Raw genomic sequence first — 14,200 nt, 5'->3', positions numbered from 1 at the left:
GGTAGGGGCAGGGCCATGCAGGTCAACACTGAATCAGTTGAACAAGCCGTAGAAGAATAGACGGATGCTATCCCACATGCGGCGGAAGATACCACCCTCTTCGACGCCGTCCAGAGCGATCAGGTCGGCGCTGTGCACCACCTTGTCGTCCAGTTTGACTTCGACTTTACCGATCACGTCACCCTTGGCGATGGGGGCAACCAGTTGCGGGTTCATGGTCATGCTGGCGGCAAGCTTTTTCAGCTGGCCTTTAGGCAGGGTCATGGTCAGGTCTTCAGCCAGGCCGGCCTTGACCTGGTTGGTCGCGCCCTTCCAGACAGGAGCCTGAGCCAGCTCAGTGCCTTTCTGGTAGAAAGTCTGGGTTTCGAAGAAACGGAAACCGTAGGTCAACAGCTTCTGGGTCTCGGAAGCACGGGCTACTTCGCTGTTGGTGCCGAACACCACGGCGATCAGGCGCATGCCATCACGTACGGCCGAAGACACCATGCAGTAGCCGGCTTCTTCGGTGTGGCCGGTTTTCAGACCGTCGACGGTCTTGTCGCGCCACAGCAGCAGGTTGCGGTTGGGTTGCTTGATGCCGTTCCAGAAGAACTCTTTCTGCGAGTAGATCGCGTAGTGAGCCGGGTCTTCGTGAATGATCGCGCGAGCCAGCACGGCCATGTCGTGAGCCGACGAGTAGTGCTCAGGATTCGGCAGACCGGTCGGGTTCATGAAGTGGCTGTTGGTCATGCCCAGGTCGGCCACGGTTTTGTTCATCATGTCGGCAAATGCATCTTCGCTGCCGGCGATGTGTTCGGAAAGCGCCACGCTGGCGTCGTTACCCGACTGGATGATGATGCCGTGCAGCAGGTCGCTGACGGTCACTTGCGAACCCACCTTGATGAACATCCGTGAACCACCGGTGCGCCACGCGTTCTCGCTGACGGTCACCGGATCGTTCTCGCCGATCTGGCCACGACGGATTTCCAGGGTGGCGATGTACGCGGTCATCAGCTTGGTCAGGCTGGCAGGCGGCAGGCGCTGGTCACCGTTGTTTTCGACCAGCACGTTACCGCTGCTGGCGTCCATCAGCACATAGGCCTTGGCGGCCAGTTGTGGTGGCGAAGGCATCATCTCGACCGCGAAGGCGGCTGGCGAAAGTAGCAGCGGGACTAGAAGGCACAGGCGTTTGGCAAAGGTGGTGATGTTCATCCGTCTCTCGAAATCGCTAATGGAAACTGCCCTAGGGCAAAACTAATCTGACAACCCTTGGGTCATCGCGTATTCAGTCGTTCACTCAGTAACCCTTGCCGGGCTTTTGTTCTTCAAGAGCCAACAACCTGGTCCACCCCCCGTACAGCAAGTGAACCGTCAATCAAGAACTACGTATTACTCGGCGGTGACCACGCTCGGCGAACCGAGATTGGCCAATCGCACACTGTTCTGCACTTGCTGGATTTCACCCGGCGAACCGATCGGCCCCAGGCGCACCCGATGCAGTGTTTGTTGGTTGCGCACGATCGAGCTGATGAACACCGGAGCGCTCACCATCCCGCTGAGCTTCGACCTCAGCAGTTCTGCAGCGTCCGGGTTGGCGAACGCGCCCACCTGAAGATACTGGCCAGACGCTGGTGCAGAAGCGTTTTTTTTGCATCGATCTGCACGGGCACAACGGCCGCGGCGTGTTGCTGCGGCGGCGGTGTCCATTGCTCGACAGTGCCGGCGGACGCGGTAATGGCCGGCGCATTATTTTGCGCGACCTGCGGCTCGTTGAGCATCAACGGTGCCGGGCGACCTCTTTGTGCCCACCAGGTTTGAGGGTCGATGCCTTCGACCTTGACCCGGGCCGTACCGGTTTCGGCGTAACCGAGCTTCTTGGCGGCCGCGTAGGACAAATCGATGATGCGGTCCGAGTAGAACGGGCCACGGTCGTTGACCCGCAGGATCACCGTCTTGTTGTTGTCCAGGTTGGTCACCCGAACGTAACTGGGCAGTGGCAAGGTCTTGTGGGCGGCACTCATGCCGTACAGGTCATATACCTCGCCATTGGCGGTGTTCTGGCCGTGGAACTTGGTGCCATACCACGACGCCGTGCCCGAGGCGACGTAGGACTTGGATTCCTGGATCGGGAAATAGGTCTTGCCCAGCACGGTGTAGGGATTGGCCTTGTACGGGCCAGTGTGCAGGGTCGGCGTGGCATCCGGGATGCGCGAAACATCGACGTCCCACCACGGCGCGCCATCCTTGTGGGCGCGGTTGATGTCCAGCCCCGGCGCCGAACGCACCGCCGTGGAGGAAGACTTCTGGGACGGTGCGCGGCTGGTCGAGCAACTGGCGAGCAGCACCGCCAGGGCGGCGAATGCCATCAGCTTCAGGGGTTTATTCATAGGCAATGCCTGCATTACTTGACGCCCCGTGCTTGGACCAACTGCTCAGACAGTTGATGTACGGCCATGGCGTACATCACGCTGCGGTTATAACGCGTGATCGCGTAAAAATTCTTCAGGCCCATCCAGTATTCAGGACCTTTGTCACCTTCCAGGCGAAATGCCGTGACCGGCATATCATCGCGCAGCGCATCATGACTTGACCACCCCAGCGCTCGCAACTCCCCGACGGTTTTCGTCGGTTCGATGCCCGTGGTCAGTCCTTCGTCGACCTGCTCGCCCCGCACATCGGCACGGCTGACCACTGGTTCACCGGCTACCCAGCCGTGACGCTTGAAATAACTGGCGACACTACCGATGGCGTCGTCGGGGTTGGTCCAGATATTGATGTGGCCGTCACCGTCGAAATCCACCGCGTAAGCGCGAAAGCTGCTCGGCATGAACTGCGGCAAGCCCATCGCCCCGGCGTAGGAGCCTTTTAGGGTCAACGGGTCGACCTGCTCTTCCCGGGCCAGCAACAAGAACTCACGCAACTCCTTGCGAAAGAATTCGGCACGAGGAGGATAGTCGAAACCCAGTGTCGACAAGGCATCAATTACGCGGAAATTGCCAGTATTGCGACCGAAAAAGGTCTCAACGCCGATGATCGAGACAATAACCTGTGCCGGAACGCCATATTCCTGCTCAGCGCGGGCCAGTACGGCCTCGTGCTGCCGCCAGAAATCCACACCACGGGCAATGCGCGCGTCGGTGATGAACATCGGGCGATATTCACTCCACTGCTTAACACGTTCAGCGGGTTTTGAAATCGCGTCGAGAATCGATTGCTTGCGCTCGGCTTCGCGGAACACGCCCATCAGCTGTTCACCGGCGAAACCGTAGTCGCGGGTCATTTCACCGACGAATTCGGCCACCTGTGGCGTGCCTTCGTAATCGCCGGCGCAGGCGTCCTGCGCGGTGCCGAGCAAGCCCACCAGGCCAAGCCATGGTGCATATCGAGCCGCCCAGCCATGCATTGCATGCATTGAAATCTTCACCTTATTCAAACTTGTGCGATCCACTTGCGATGGGTATGGATCGACATCAAAACCCCAAACGCTGACAGCAGCGTCACCAGCGAAGTTCCTCCGTAGCTAATGAACGGCAACGGCACCCCCACCACCGGCAGCAGGCCACTGACCATACCGATATTGACGAAAACATAAACAAAAAAGGTCATGGTCAAGGCGCCCGCGAGCAACTTGCCGAACAGGGTCTGCGCCTGGGCGGTAATCACCAGTCCGCGGCCGATCAGCAACAGATAGATCAGCAGCAACGCACAGATGCCCACCAGGCCGAACTCCTCACCCAACACCGCGATGATGAAGTCGGTGTGGCTTTCCGGGAGAAAGTCCAGGTGCGACTGGGTGCCCAGCAGCCAACCCTTGCCGAATACACCGCCGGAACCGATGGCCGCCTTCGACTGAATGATGTTCCAGCCGGTGCCCAACGGATCGCTTTCCGGATCGAGGAAGGTCAGCACGCGCTGCTTCTGGTAGTCGTGCATGACGAAAAACCACATGGCGACCGCTACTGGCACCGTCGCCGCGAGTACGCTGAGAATCCAGCGCCAGCGCAGCCCGCCCATGAACAACACGAACGCACCGCCCGCCAGAATCAACAGGGACGTGCCAAGGTCTGGCTGGCGCACGATCAGGATGAACGGCACACCGATCAACATCAGGCTCACCCCCACATGCTTGAGCTGCGGCGGTAAAGTGCGCTTGGACAAGTACCAGGCAATCGTTGCCGGCATCAGGATCTTCATGAATTCGGAAGGCTGGAAGCGGATCACCCCGGGGATGTTGATCCAGCGAGTCGCACCCATGGCGTTGTGCCCCATGATGTCCACCACCAGCAGCAGCAATACGCCCGCGACATAACCCAGCGGCACCCAGCGCGCCATGAAGCGCGGTTCGAACTGGGCGATGATGATCATGGAGGTGAGGCCGATACCGAACGAAGTCGCCTGCTTGGCCAGCAGGTCCCAACTCTTGCCGCTGGCCGAATACAGCACGAACAGGCTGCCGGCAGCCAGGGTCAGCAGCAAAATCAGCAACGGGCCATCGATGTGCATGCGTTGCAACAGCGTCGCACGGCGACGCATCACATCCTCGCTGGAGAGGATGCGGTCGAAATTACTCTTCACGGGCCGTAGCCTCCGCACTGATAGGGCTGGCGTATTCGGCTTTCAACCGACCGTCCTGGTCCAGCAGCCAGGCGTCCATCACTTGACGCACCACGGGAGCGGCGACGCCGGAACCGGACTCGCCGTTCTCGACCATCACCGACACCACGATTTTGGGGTTATCCGCCGGGGCGAAGCCTACGAACAGGGCGTGGTCGCGATGGCGCTCCTGAACCTTGGAACGGTCATATTTTTCGCCCTGTTTGATCGCGACCACCTGGGCCGTACCACTCTTGCCGGCAATCCGGTATTGCGCGCCGATCGAAGCCTTGCGCGCCGTCCCGCGGGCGCCGTGCATCACCTGTTGCATGCCGTGATTGACCTTGGTCCAGTCGGACGGGTCGCGCAGGATGATGTCCGGCATCGGGTTGTCATCCTTGGGCCTTTCACCTTCCACGGTCTTGGCCAGGTGCGGACGGTTCCATACGCCTTTGTTGGCCACCAGCGCCGTGGCCTGGGCCAGTTGCAGCGGTGTGGACTGCATGTAGCCCTGGCCGATTCCGAGAATCAGTGTTTCGCCCGGGAACCAGGCCTGACGACGGGTTGCACGCTTCCACTCGCGGGAAGGCATCAACCCCGGCGACTCTTCAAACATGTCCAGCGATACTTTCTGGCCGATGCCGAACTTGGTCATGTACGCCGACAGGCGATCGATCCCAAGCTTGTGTGCCAGGTCATAGAAGTAGGTGTCGTTGGACCGCATGATCGCGGTGTCCAGGTCGACATAGCCATCACCGGTGCGGTTCCAGTTACGGTATTTGTGGTCGTAATTGGGCAACTGGTAATAACCCGGATCGAAAACCCGGGACGATGCGGTGACCACGCCCGCGTCCAGGCCAGCAATGGCTACCGCCGGCTTGATGGTCGAACCCGGCGGATACAGACCGCGCAGCACCCGATTGAACAGCGGCCGGTCGATGGAATCGCGCAGCTCGGCGTAGGCCTTGAAGCTGATGCCAGTGACAAACAGGTTGGGGTCGAAACTCGGTTGGCTGACCATCGCCAGCACTTCACCCGTGGCCGGGTCCAGCGCCACCACCGCACCACGGCGACCGCCGAGGGCCGCCTCGGCCGCTTCCTGCAATTTGATGTCCAGGCTCAGGACGATGTCTTTGCCAGGAATCGGATCGGTACGCTTGAGCACCCGCAAGACGCGGCCCCGGGCGTTAGTCTCGACTTCCTCGTAACCCACCTGGCCGTGCAGCTCCGGCTCGTAGAAACGCTCGATGCCAGTCTTGCCGATGTGATGGGTACCACTGTAGTTGACCGGATCGAGGGACTTGAGCTCTTTCTCGTTGATCCGGCCCATGTAACCCACCGAATGCGCAAAGTGTGCGCCCTGCGGGTAATGCCGGACCAGTTGTGCAACCACCTCAACACCCGGCAGGCGGAACTGGTTCACGGCGATGCGGGCAATCTGCTCCTCGGTCAGCTCGAACAGGATCGGCACCGGCTCGAATGGCCGACGCCCCTGGCGCATGCGTTTCTCGAAGATCACCCGGTCCTCGGGTGTCAGTTCCAGCACCTCGACGATCACATCGAGCACTTGCTGCCAGTCGCCGGACCGCTCGCGGGTCATGCTCAGGCTGAAGCTGGGCCGGTTATCGGCGACCACCACGCCGTTGCGGTCGAAGATCAACCCACGGGTAGGCGGAATCGGCTGCACATGGACGCGGTTGTTTTCCGACAGGGTCGAGTGGTAGTCGTACTGGATCACCTGAAGAAAATACAGGCGCGCAATCAGCACGCCGATCAGCGCCACCACCGCAATAGCCCCGAACACGACGCGGCCACGCACCAGACGGGCGTCTTTTTCGTGGTCCTTGATGCGGATCGGCTGGGACATGAGGCAGAACTACTTGTGGTAAGGGTGGCCGGACAGGACTGTCCAGGCACGGTACAGCTGTTCGCCAATCAGAATCCGCACCAGCGGGTGCGGCAACGTCAAGGGCGACAAAGACCAACGCTGATCCGCCCGCGCACAGACTTCCGGCGCCAGCCCTTCCGGGCCGCCGACCATGAAATTCACCGTGCGCGAGTCCAGCCGCCAGCGATCGAGTTCGACCGCCAACTGCTCGGTGCTCCAGGGCTTGCCGTGGACTTCGAGGGTGACGATCCGCTCGTTCTGGCCGACCTTGGCCAGCATGGCTTCGCCTTCCTGACGGATGAAGCGCGCCACGTCGGCGTTCTTGCCGCGGGTGTTGAGCGGTATTTCCACCAGTTCCAGCGCCAGTTCGGACGGAAGCCGCTTGGCATATTCATGCCAGCCTTCTTCCACCCATTTGGGCATGCGTGAACCGACGGCGATCAGTCGCAGTCGCACAGCGGGCCCTTACTGCTGGTCTTTGTTGAGCTTGGTGAAGTGCTCGTGCGGATTTTCCGGGCTGTGGTGCGCGCCACTGGCCGAACGGCTCTGCTCGGCACCGGCCCACAGGCGCTCCAGGTCATAGAACTGGCGAGCCGAGGCAGTCATCATGTGTACGATCACGTCGTCCATATCCAGCAACACCCAGTCGCTGTCGCCCTTGCCTTCTTCGCCCAATGGCTTGACGCCCTGAGCCTTGACCGCTTCGCGGACCTTGTCCAGCATCGCGCCGATCTGGCGGTTGGAGGTACCGGTGGCGATGATCATGTAGTCGGTGATGCTCTGCTTGTCGCGAACGTCGATGACCTGGATGTCCTGGGCCTTCACGTCTTCCAGGGCTGCCACGGCAACCTTGACCAGTTCTGCACCGGCCAGCAATTCGCCAGTGTGAGCCTCTACCGGCAACGGAGCGCTTTTGAATGTGCCTTTGCGCTTAACTTTAGCTACGTCTTTGTCAGTCATATAAAACTCGTTTTGCTCGTATGTTCGGGCGTTTCACACGCATTCACGTGCCTTGAAACGCACCCTTTTTCAGTTCGACGCACGGTACAGACCGTGCGCATCGATGTAGGCCAGGACCGCGTCGGGCACCAGGAAACGTACCGACTTACCGCTGGCCAGCAGTTGACGGATCTGGGTGGCGGATACCGCAAGCGGCGTCTGCCAGACGAATGCAATCTGTCCGCTCGGCCCCTTCAGGGCCAGCGGGTCGCTCACCGAACGCGCCGCCAGCAGGTTGCGCAAGGCGTCCGGCGGTTCGCTGTCGGCATCCGGGCGTTGCAACACCAGGATGTGGCAATGCTGGAGCAATTCGTCCCAGCGATGCCAAGTGGGCAGTCCGCAAAAAGCGTCCCAGCCCAGAAGCAGAAAAACCTGGTCCTGCACGGCGAGCTCCGCCCGCATCAGTTCCAGGGTATCAATGGTGTAGGACGGTTTGTCCCGCTGCAATTCGCGGGCGTCCACCACCAGCGGCGCCACACCGGCCACCGCGCACTCGACCATCGCCAGACGGTCTTTCGCCGACACCTGCGGGGTGTCCCGATGAGGCGGCCTGGCACTGGGTGTCAGTCGCAACTCATCGAGCGCCAGCGATTCGGCAACTTCCAGTGCACCACGCAAGTGGCCGATATGCACCGGGTCAAATGTGCCGCCCAGTACGCCGATGCGTCGCGGCGCAGCGGCCGACGGTTTGAGGTTGCTCAAGTCAGGACGACGCCTGGCCGCGCAACTGGCCGTCACCGACCACGACGTACTTCTCGCAGGTCAGGCCTTCAAGACCGACCGGGCCGCGGGCGTGCAGCTTATCAGTAGAAATGCCAATCTCCGCACCCAATCCGTATTCGAAGCCATCGGCGAAGCAGGTCGGGGTGTTGATCATCACCGACGACGAGTCGACTTCAGCCACAAAACGGCGGGTGTCACCCTGGTGTTCGCTGACAATCGAGTCAGTGTGGTGCGAGCCGTAGTGGTTGATGTGCTCAATGGCCTGGTCCAGCCCGTCGACCACGCGGATCGAGAGGATCGGAGCCAGGTATTCGGTGTGCCAGTCTTCCTCGCTGGCCACAGCCGCATCGATGATCGTCCGGGTGCGTTCGCAGCCGCGCAGCTCCACGCCTTTTTCGCGGAACTGCGCCGCCATGGCCGGCAAGAAATCCCTGGCAATGGCTTGATCCACCAGCAAGGTTTCCATCGCGCCGCAAATGCCATAGCGATAAGTCTTGGCATTGAAGGCAATGCGCTGGGCTTTCGGCAGGTCGGCGTGGGCACTGACATAGACGTGGCAGATCCCGTCCAGGTGCTTGATCACCGGAACACGGGCATCGCGACTGACGCGCTCGATCAGGCCACGGCCACCACGGGGCACGATGACGTCGACGTATTCAGGCATGCTGATCAGCGCGCCGACGGCGGCGCGGTCGGTGGTTTCGACCACTTGCACGACAGCCGCCGGCAAGTCGGCCTCGGCCAGGCCACGCTGGATGCAGGCGGCGATGGCACGATTGGAGTGGATGGCTTCGGAACCGCCACGCAGGATGGTGGCATTGCCAGATTTCAGGCAAAGGCTGGCGGCGTCGATGGTCACATTGGGCCGCGATTCGTAGATGATGCCAATCACACCCAGCGGCACGCGCATCTTGCCGACCTGGATCCCCGACGGACGGAAGCTCATGTCACGAATGGCCCCGACCGGGTCTGGCAATGCGGCGACCTGGCGCAAACCGACGATCATGCCGTCGATTCGCTCAGGGGTCAGCGCCAGCCGCTCCAGCAACGCAGGCTCAAGACCATTGGCACGCCCTGCCGCGAGATCCAGCTCATTGGCGGCCGCAAGCTCTGCACGGGCAGCGTCCAGCGCATTGGCGGCGGCCTGCAGGGCGCGGTTTTTCTGCGCGGTGCTGGCACGGCCGATGATGCGCGACGCTTCGCGGGCAGCGCGTCCCAGGCGGGTCATGTAGTCGAGAACGGACTCAGTCATGGTCGATGGCAGTCTTGGCAAAGGTCTTGGTAAAGAGAAAGCGGCAGATTATAGCTGTCGCGTCCACTGACTAACAGCGGTGACGGGCGGATGGTCAAAATCGAGGGCCATTTGCCGATGTTCAGCCGTGATTAAGCTGCAAATTGTTATCATCGCGGTTCACTCAGCCCTGGCAAACACCAAGATCATGTCCAACCTGACTGCTCGTGAGCCCGCGGCGCGCCTGCCCATCGGGCTGCCAGACTCATTCTTCGACCGGGACGCGCAGACGCTCGCCCGGGACCTGCTCGGCAAAATCATTCGCCACCGAGTGGGCGATGTGTGGCTCAGCGCCCGCATTATCGAGACCGAGGCGTATTACTTCGAGGAAAAAGGCAGTCATGCCTCCCTCGGCTATACAGAAAAGCGTAAGGCTTTGTTTCTGGATGGCGGGCACATCTATATGTACTACGCCCGCGGCGGCGACTCGCTGAACTTCAGCGCGAAGGGGCCCGGCAACGCGGTACTGATCAAATCAGCCTATCCGTGGGTCGATGAGATAAGCGGCCCGAACAGCCTGGCGCAGATGTTGTTGAACAACCCCGACGCCCAGGGTCGCCCGCGCCCGTCGCAAAAACTCTGCGCCGGTCAAACGCTGCTGTGCAAGGCGCTGGGTTTGAAGGTGCCGGTGTGGGACGCCAAACGCTTTGATCATGAGGTACTGCTGGTGGAGGATGTCGGCCCGCTGTCGGGTCATATTATCCAGACTACCCGCCTGGGCATCCCCCAAGGCCGCGACGAGCATTTGATGTACCGCTTCGTCGATGCCGCCTATGCGCCGTATTGCACGCGGAACCCGCTGCGACGGGGGCAGGTCGAAGGTCGCGATTATTTTTTGGTTTCTTGAATTGAACAACGCTCCCCTTTAGGAGCGAGCTCGCTCGCGAAGCGCAGTGCCAGTCACTGACCCAATCGCTGACACACCGCCATCGCGAGCAAGCTCGCTCCTATAGGGTGTGCCGATGCATATAAAACAATCGATGGAGTTGTCTTTATGGGCCCATGGCTCGATAGCGTGACCGGATGGCTCGCGGCAAACCCGCAGTGGCTGGCCGCGGCCGTGTTCATTGTGGCTTTTGTGGAATGCCTGGCCATTGCCGGGCTGATCGTTCCCGGCACGGTGTTGCTGTTCGCGGTCGCCGTGCTCGCCGGCAGCGGCGCACTGTCGCTGAGCGAAACCTTGCTGCTGGGGTTCGTCGCCGGGGTGTTGGGCGATGTCGTGTCCTACTTCGTCGGGCGCCACTTCCACCAGAATATCCGGCGCTTGCCTGGTCTGCGCCATCACCCGGAATGGATCGCCGGGGCCGAAACCTATTTCCAGCGTTATGGCATCGCCAGCCTCCTGGTAGGACGCTTCATCGGCCCCTTGCGCCCAATGCTGCCCATGGTCGCCGGCATGTTCGACATGCCCTTCCCGCGCTTTGCCGCCGTCAGCCTGCTGGCGGCGGCTGGCTGGAGCGTGGCCTATTTGCTGCCGGGCTGGGCCACGGGCGCGGCCATTCGCTTGCCGCTGCCGGAAGGCTTCTGGCCTGAAGCGGGGATTGTCGCCGGCAGTATCGCGGTGATGATCGGCTTGAGTGTCACCAGCAGCCTGCGTCGCCACCGCAAGGCGACAATCCTGATCAGCGGTATGAGCCTGCTGATCCTGGCGGGCCTGTTCATCGGCTATCCACACCTGACCGCCCTTGATCAGGGCGTGATGACGCTGGTGCAGGAACACCGCAGCCCTTCACTGGACGAAGTTGCCGTCACCTTCACGCTGATCGGCGAGTTTCGCAACATGCTACTGTTCAGCGCCCTGCTGACCGCTTTGCTGGTGGTCACCCGGCAATGGCGGCAGGCGATCTTTGCTGGCAGCACCCTGTTGATCACCGCATTGGGCAACACCTTCACCAAACAGTTTTTCGCCCGCGTCCGCCCGGAGGTGTTGAGTGATCCGCTGACGAGCTACAGCATGCCCAGCGGCCACGCCTCGGGTTCTTTTGCGTTGTTTCTGACACTGGCGGTGCTGGCCGGTCGCGGCCAACCGCCACGCATGCGCTTGACCTGGTTGCTGCTCGGATGCCTGCCGGCGCTGGCGATCGCCCTGTCCCGAGTCTATCTGGGGGCGCACTGGCCAACGGATGTGCTGGCGGGAGCGATGCTGGCAGCGTGCGTCTGCGCGGCGACCCTGGGATTGATTCAACGGCAAACGCCCCTCGACGCCATGCCGCCGAGGATCTGGTGGCTGGTGCTGCCAGCGATGTTGGCGTTGTTCGGGTTCTTTGCGTTGCGGCACTTGCCGCATGCAATGCTGCGATATGCCTACTGATCAGGCAAACAACTCACCCTGCAATTCGTCCAACAATGCCTGGATCGCATCCAGGCGTTGCTGCGGATCGTCCAGTTGCAGCAGGTCGATTTTGTCGACTTCGGCAAATGGCAGTAAATACGCCAATTGATTGGCCAGCGATTGCTGCCCGCTCGCCTCGGTGCCCATGTTCAGCGCTTCGACCATCGGGTGTTCGGCCAACGCCTTGAGCAAGGCGACCAGATCAGCGTCTTCATCCTGCAAGGGTTGTTCGGGATCGTCCTCCAGCCACTCGACGTCAGCGACGGTCAACTGGTCGCGCTGGACCTCGGTGCGTAATACATGGAAACGCCGTCCCCCCTGCACGCGAATGCCCAGCAGGCCGTTGTCCTGCTGCTTGAAATCGGTGATCAACGCCTCACAGCCGACCAGCGCATAGCCCGCCGGAGCGATGCCGACCTCCTCGCCGTCGAGGATGCATACCACGCCAAAGCCGCCGCCCTGTTTCATGCAGCGGCTGATCATGTCCAGATAACGCGCCTCGAAAATCTGCAAGTCGAGGATGCAACCTGGAAACAGCACCGTGTTCAGCGGAAAAAGCGGCAGGCTCATAGACATTTCCTTACACCACCATCGACACTGCCAGTGGCAGCAGAACCGCCGTGGCCACACCCATCAGACTCATCGCCAGTGCCGCGAAGGCACCGCACTCTTCGTTTTCCTGCATGGCCACTGCCGTGCCTACCGCATGGGCGGTCATGCCCAGCGCCATGCCGCGTGCTTCCGGGCTGTGGACACCGAGCCGGGTCAACAGACTCGGTCCGAAGATGGCGCCGATCACGCCGGTGATCAACACGAACACGGCTGCCAGCGCCGCGACCCCGCCGATCTGTTCCGCCACCAGCATGGCAATCGGCGACGTCACCGACTTGGGTGCCATGGTCATGAGGATCATGTGCTCGGCGCCGAACCACCAGCCCAACAGCACACCCATGCTGGTGGCGACCACTCCGCCTATCACCAGCGTAGTAAATATCGGCCAGAACAACTGACGAATCCGTCGCAGGTTGAGGTAGAGCGGCACGGCCAGCGCCACAGTGGCGGGGCCGAGCAAAATACTGAGGATCTCGGTGCTCTTGCGATATTCGGCGTAGGTCAGGCCGCAGCCCACCAGCACACCGATGACCAGCAGCATCGAGACCAGCACCGGCTGCAGGAAGATCCAGCGAGTTTTCTCGAATGCCGCCAGCACCAATTGGTAGGCGCCCAGGGTGATGCCGATGCCGAACAGTGGATGATGGATCACCGACGCCCACGCGCCTTGCCAGTCAAGAATCATTGCACGTCCTCGCGGTGCGCATGACGCTTGACCATGCGTTGCATCAGCACACCGGCGAACGCCATGGACAACAGTAGCGACAACACCAGCGCGCCGACAATCGCCCAGAAATCTGCGGCAATGTCACTGGCATAAACCATTACACCCACGGCGGGCGGCACCAGCAGCAACGGCAGGTAACGCAACAGGCTGCTGGCGGCCTGGCTCAGCGGCTCGCCCACCTGTCCCCGTACGATCAGGAACATCAGCAAGAGCAGCAGGCCGATGATCGGCCCCGGCAACACCGGCACACACAAATGATTGATGGCTGTGCCCAACAATTGGAACAACACAAGCCACGTCAGGCCGCGTAACAACATCCGTCTTCTCCCCGCAAATTCGTGCCCGGCATTATAAGCATGCCAGCGCTATGGACCGGCATTCGCCAAAAGCATGGTCGGTTGACCGCAGCATTGGCTCATGGTGATCTACAGTGGTATTCCGGGAGGTCAAATCTCCCCCCCGACAAAACTATAAAACCGATGAATACAAGGAGAGTCTCAATGCCCTACGTTCCCGTTGCAGAGCTTAAAGACTATGTCGGCAAGGAACTTGGACGTTCCGAATGGCTCACTATCGACCAGGAGCGCATCAACCTGTTCGCGGAAGCCACTGGAGACTATCAGTTCATCCACGTCGATCCGGTCAAGGCCGCGCAAACGCCCTTTGGCAGCACCATCGCCCACGGTTTCCTGTCGCTGTCGCTGATTCCCAAATTGATGGAAGACATCCTCGTCCTGCCGCAAGGCCTGAAGATGGTGGTCAATTATGGCCTGGACAGCGTGCGCTTCATCCAGCCGGTCAAGGTCGACTCAAAAGTGCGGCTCAAGGTTGACCTGACCGAGGTCACCGAGAAAAAACCCGGCCAATGGCTGCTCAAGGCCACCGCCACCCTGGAGATCGAAGGTTCGGAAAAACCGGCCTACATCGCCGAGCCGCTGTCCCTGTGCTTCGTGTAAAACCTGCGAGATGCGAAGCAGCACATGCTGTTTCGCGACCTCTCTCTATATATGAGACATAGAGCTGCGGCATACTCGGTCGCCTAATTGCCCGGATCCC

At 60.9% G+C, this 14,200-nt stretch carries 14 protein-coding genes and 1 pseudogene; 3 read left to right on the top strand and 12 right to left on the bottom strand.

Going from position 1 to position 14,200, the window contains the following annotated elements:
* Positions 1-33 precede the first annotated feature (33 nt).
* The 9 genes and pseudogenes from AB4O36_RS00075 to AB4O36_RS00035 all read right to left on the bottom strand — a co-directional run bounded on the left by AB4O36_RS00075 (position 34) and on the right by AB4O36_RS00035 (position 9,434).
* Positions 34-1,191, bottom strand: coding sequence for a D-alanyl-D-alanine carboxypeptidase family protein (locus AB4O36_RS00075; protein ID WP_460120564.1), 1,158 nt, complete (start codon positions 1,189-1,191; stop codon positions 34-36).
* Between the two features lie 177 nt (positions 1,192-1,368).
* Positions 1,369-2,381, bottom strand: a pseudogene (locus tag AB4O36_RS00070) (septal ring lytic transglycosylase RlpA family protein).
* Positions 2,381-3,391, bottom strand: a complete 1,011-nt coding sequence (gene mltB, locus AB4O36_RS00065) for a lytic murein transglycosylase B (RefSeq protein WP_460120562.1) — start codon at positions 3,389-3,391, stop codon at positions 2,381-2,383. The pseudogene AB4O36_RS00070 and the gene mltB overlap by 1 nt, the downstream one beginning before the upstream one ends.
* A 17-nt stretch (positions 3,392-3,408) precedes the next feature.
* Entirely contained in the window at positions 3,409-4,512 is a 1,104-nt protein-coding gene (gene rodA, locus AB4O36_RS00060) for a rod shape-determining protein RodA (protein ID WP_460126885.1), read from the bottom strand.
* A 31-nt stretch (positions 4,513-4,543) separates the two neighbouring features.
* Positions 4,544-6,439 (bottom strand): penicillin-binding protein 2, encoded by a 1,896-nt coding sequence (mrdA, locus tag AB4O36_RS00055; protein WP_460120560.1) that lies wholly within the window; start codon positions 6,437-6,439, stop codon positions 4,544-4,546.
* A gap of 9 nt (positions 6,440-6,448) precedes the next feature.
* Positions 6,449-6,916, bottom strand: coding sequence for a 23S rRNA (pseudouridine(1915)-N(3))-methyltransferase RlmH (rlmH, locus tag AB4O36_RS00050; protein WP_009051038.1), 468 nt, complete (start codon positions 6,914-6,916; stop codon positions 6,449-6,451).
* 9 nt (positions 6,917-6,925) lie between these two features.
* On the bottom strand, positions 6,926-7,420 hold the full coding sequence (rsfS, locus tag AB4O36_RS00045) for a ribosome silencing factor (RefSeq protein ID WP_460120557.1): 495 nt from the start codon (positions 7,418-7,420) through the stop codon (positions 6,926-6,928).
* A gap of 69 nt (positions 7,421-7,489) precedes the next feature.
* Positions 7,490-8,161 (bottom strand): nicotinate-nucleotide adenylyltransferase, encoded by a 672-nt coding sequence (gene nadD, locus AB4O36_RS00040; protein ID WP_460120555.1) that lies wholly within the window; start codon positions 8,159-8,161, stop codon positions 7,490-7,492.
* 1 nt (position 8,162) lies between these two features.
* On the bottom strand, positions 8,163-9,434 hold the full coding sequence (locus tag AB4O36_RS00035; RefSeq protein WP_460120552.1) for a glutamate-5-semialdehyde dehydrogenase: 1,272 nt from the start codon (positions 9,432-9,434) through the stop codon (positions 8,163-8,165).
* 187 nt (positions 9,435-9,621) lie between these two features.
* Between AB4O36_RS00035 and AB4O36_RS00030 the strand changes: the two genes are divergently transcribed.
* Positions 9,622-10,320, top strand: a complete 699-nt coding sequence (locus AB4O36_RS00030; RefSeq protein WP_460142184.1) for a DNA-3-methyladenine glycosylase — start codon at positions 9,622-9,624, stop codon at positions 10,318-10,320.
* Between the two features lie 147 nt (positions 10,321-10,467).
* Positions 10,468-11,784, top strand: a complete 1,317-nt coding sequence (locus AB4O36_RS00025) for a bifunctional DedA family/phosphatase PAP2 family protein (protein WP_460120549.1) — start codon at positions 10,468-10,470, stop codon at positions 11,782-11,784.
* On the opposite strand, the gene AB4O36_RS00020 is transcribed toward AB4O36_RS00025, so the two are convergent.
* Genes AB4O36_RS00020 through AB4O36_RS00010 form a run of 3 tightly spaced genes read right to left on the bottom strand, consistent with a single transcriptional unit; the run spans position 11,785 to position 13,461 of the window.
* Positions 11,785-12,375 carry an LON peptidase substrate-binding domain-containing protein gene (locus AB4O36_RS00020; protein ID WP_460140852.1) on the bottom strand — a complete coding sequence of 197 codons (591 nt, stop codon included), beginning with the start codon at positions 12,373-12,375 and terminating at the stop codon, positions 11,785-11,787. It abuts the gene before it with no gap.
* Positions 12,376-12,385: 10 nt separating this feature from the next.
* Complete coding sequence (locus AB4O36_RS00015; protein ID WP_460120545.1) at positions 12,386-13,102, bottom strand: LrgB family protein; 717 nt, start codon at positions 13,100-13,102, stop codon at positions 12,386-12,388.
* Positions 13,099-13,461: a CidA/LrgA family protein gene (locus AB4O36_RS00010; RefSeq protein ID WP_460120544.1), complete on the bottom strand. Its 363-nt coding sequence runs from the start codon at positions 13,459-13,461 to the stop codon at positions 13,099-13,101. Before AB4O36_RS00010 ends, AB4O36_RS00015 begins: the two co-directional genes overlap by 4 nt.
* 183 nt (positions 13,462-13,644) lie before the next feature.
* Here AB4O36_RS00010 and AB4O36_RS00005 point away from each other — a divergent pair, with 183 nt between their 5' ends.
* A complete protein-coding gene (locus AB4O36_RS00005; protein ID WP_460120542.1) occupies positions 13,645-14,100 on the top strand; it encodes a MaoC family dehydratase in 456 nt (151 codons plus the stop codon).
* Positions 14,101-14,200: the final 100 nt, after the last annotated feature.

Source organism: Pseudomonas sp. S2_E01 (assembly GCF_054668365.1).
Note: the sequence above shows the minus strand (reverse complement) of the source record. Positions and strands in the feature narration are given on the sequence as shown.

Bases quoted from the DNA above. Each gene is read 5' to 3' on its own strand.
- AB4O36_RS00075 (WP_460120564.1), bottom strand. From the start codon at position 1,191: ATGAACATCACCACCTTTGCCAAACGCCTGTGCCTTCTAGTCCCGCTG.
- mltB (WP_460120562.1), bottom strand. From the start codon at position 3,391: ATGCATGCAATGCATGGCTGGGCGGCTCGATATGCACCATGGCTTGGC.
- rodA (WP_460126885.1), bottom strand. From the start codon at position 4,512: ATGCGTCGCCGTGCGACGCTGTTGCAACGCATGCACATCGATGGCCCG.
- mrdA (WP_460120560.1), bottom strand. From the start codon at position 6,439: ATGTCCCAGCCGATCCGCATCAAGGACCACGAAAAAGACGCCCGTCTG.
- rsfS (WP_460120557.1), bottom strand. From the start codon at position 7,420: ATGACTGACAAAGACGTAGCTAAAGTTAAGCGCAAAGGCACATTCAAA.
- AB4O36_RS00035 (WP_460120552.1), bottom strand. From the start codon at position 9,434: ATGACTGAGTCCGTTCTCGACTACATGACCCGCCTGGGACGCGCTGCC.
- AB4O36_RS00030 (WP_460142184.1), top strand. From the start codon at position 9,622: ATGTCCAACCTGACTGCTCGTGAGCCCGCGGCGCGCCTGCCCATCGGG.
- AB4O36_RS00025 (WP_460120549.1), top strand. From the start codon at position 10,468: ATGGGCCCATGGCTCGATAGCGTGACCGGATGGCTCGCGGCAAACCCG.
- AB4O36_RS00020 (WP_460140852.1), bottom strand. From the start codon at position 12,375: ATGAGCCTGCCGCTTTTTCCGCTGAACACGGTGCTGTTTCCAGGTTGC.
- AB4O36_RS00015 (WP_460120545.1), bottom strand. From the start codon at position 13,102: ATGATTCTTGACTGGCAAGGCGCGTGGGCGTCGGTGATCCATCATCCA.
- AB4O36_RS00010 (WP_460120544.1), bottom strand. From the start codon at position 13,461: ATGTTGTTACGCGGCCTGACGTGGCTTGTGTTGTTCCAATTGTTGGGC.
- AB4O36_RS00005 (WP_460120542.1), top strand. From the start codon at position 13,645: ATGCCCTACGTTCCCGTTGCAGAGCTTAAAGACTATGTCGGCAAGGAA.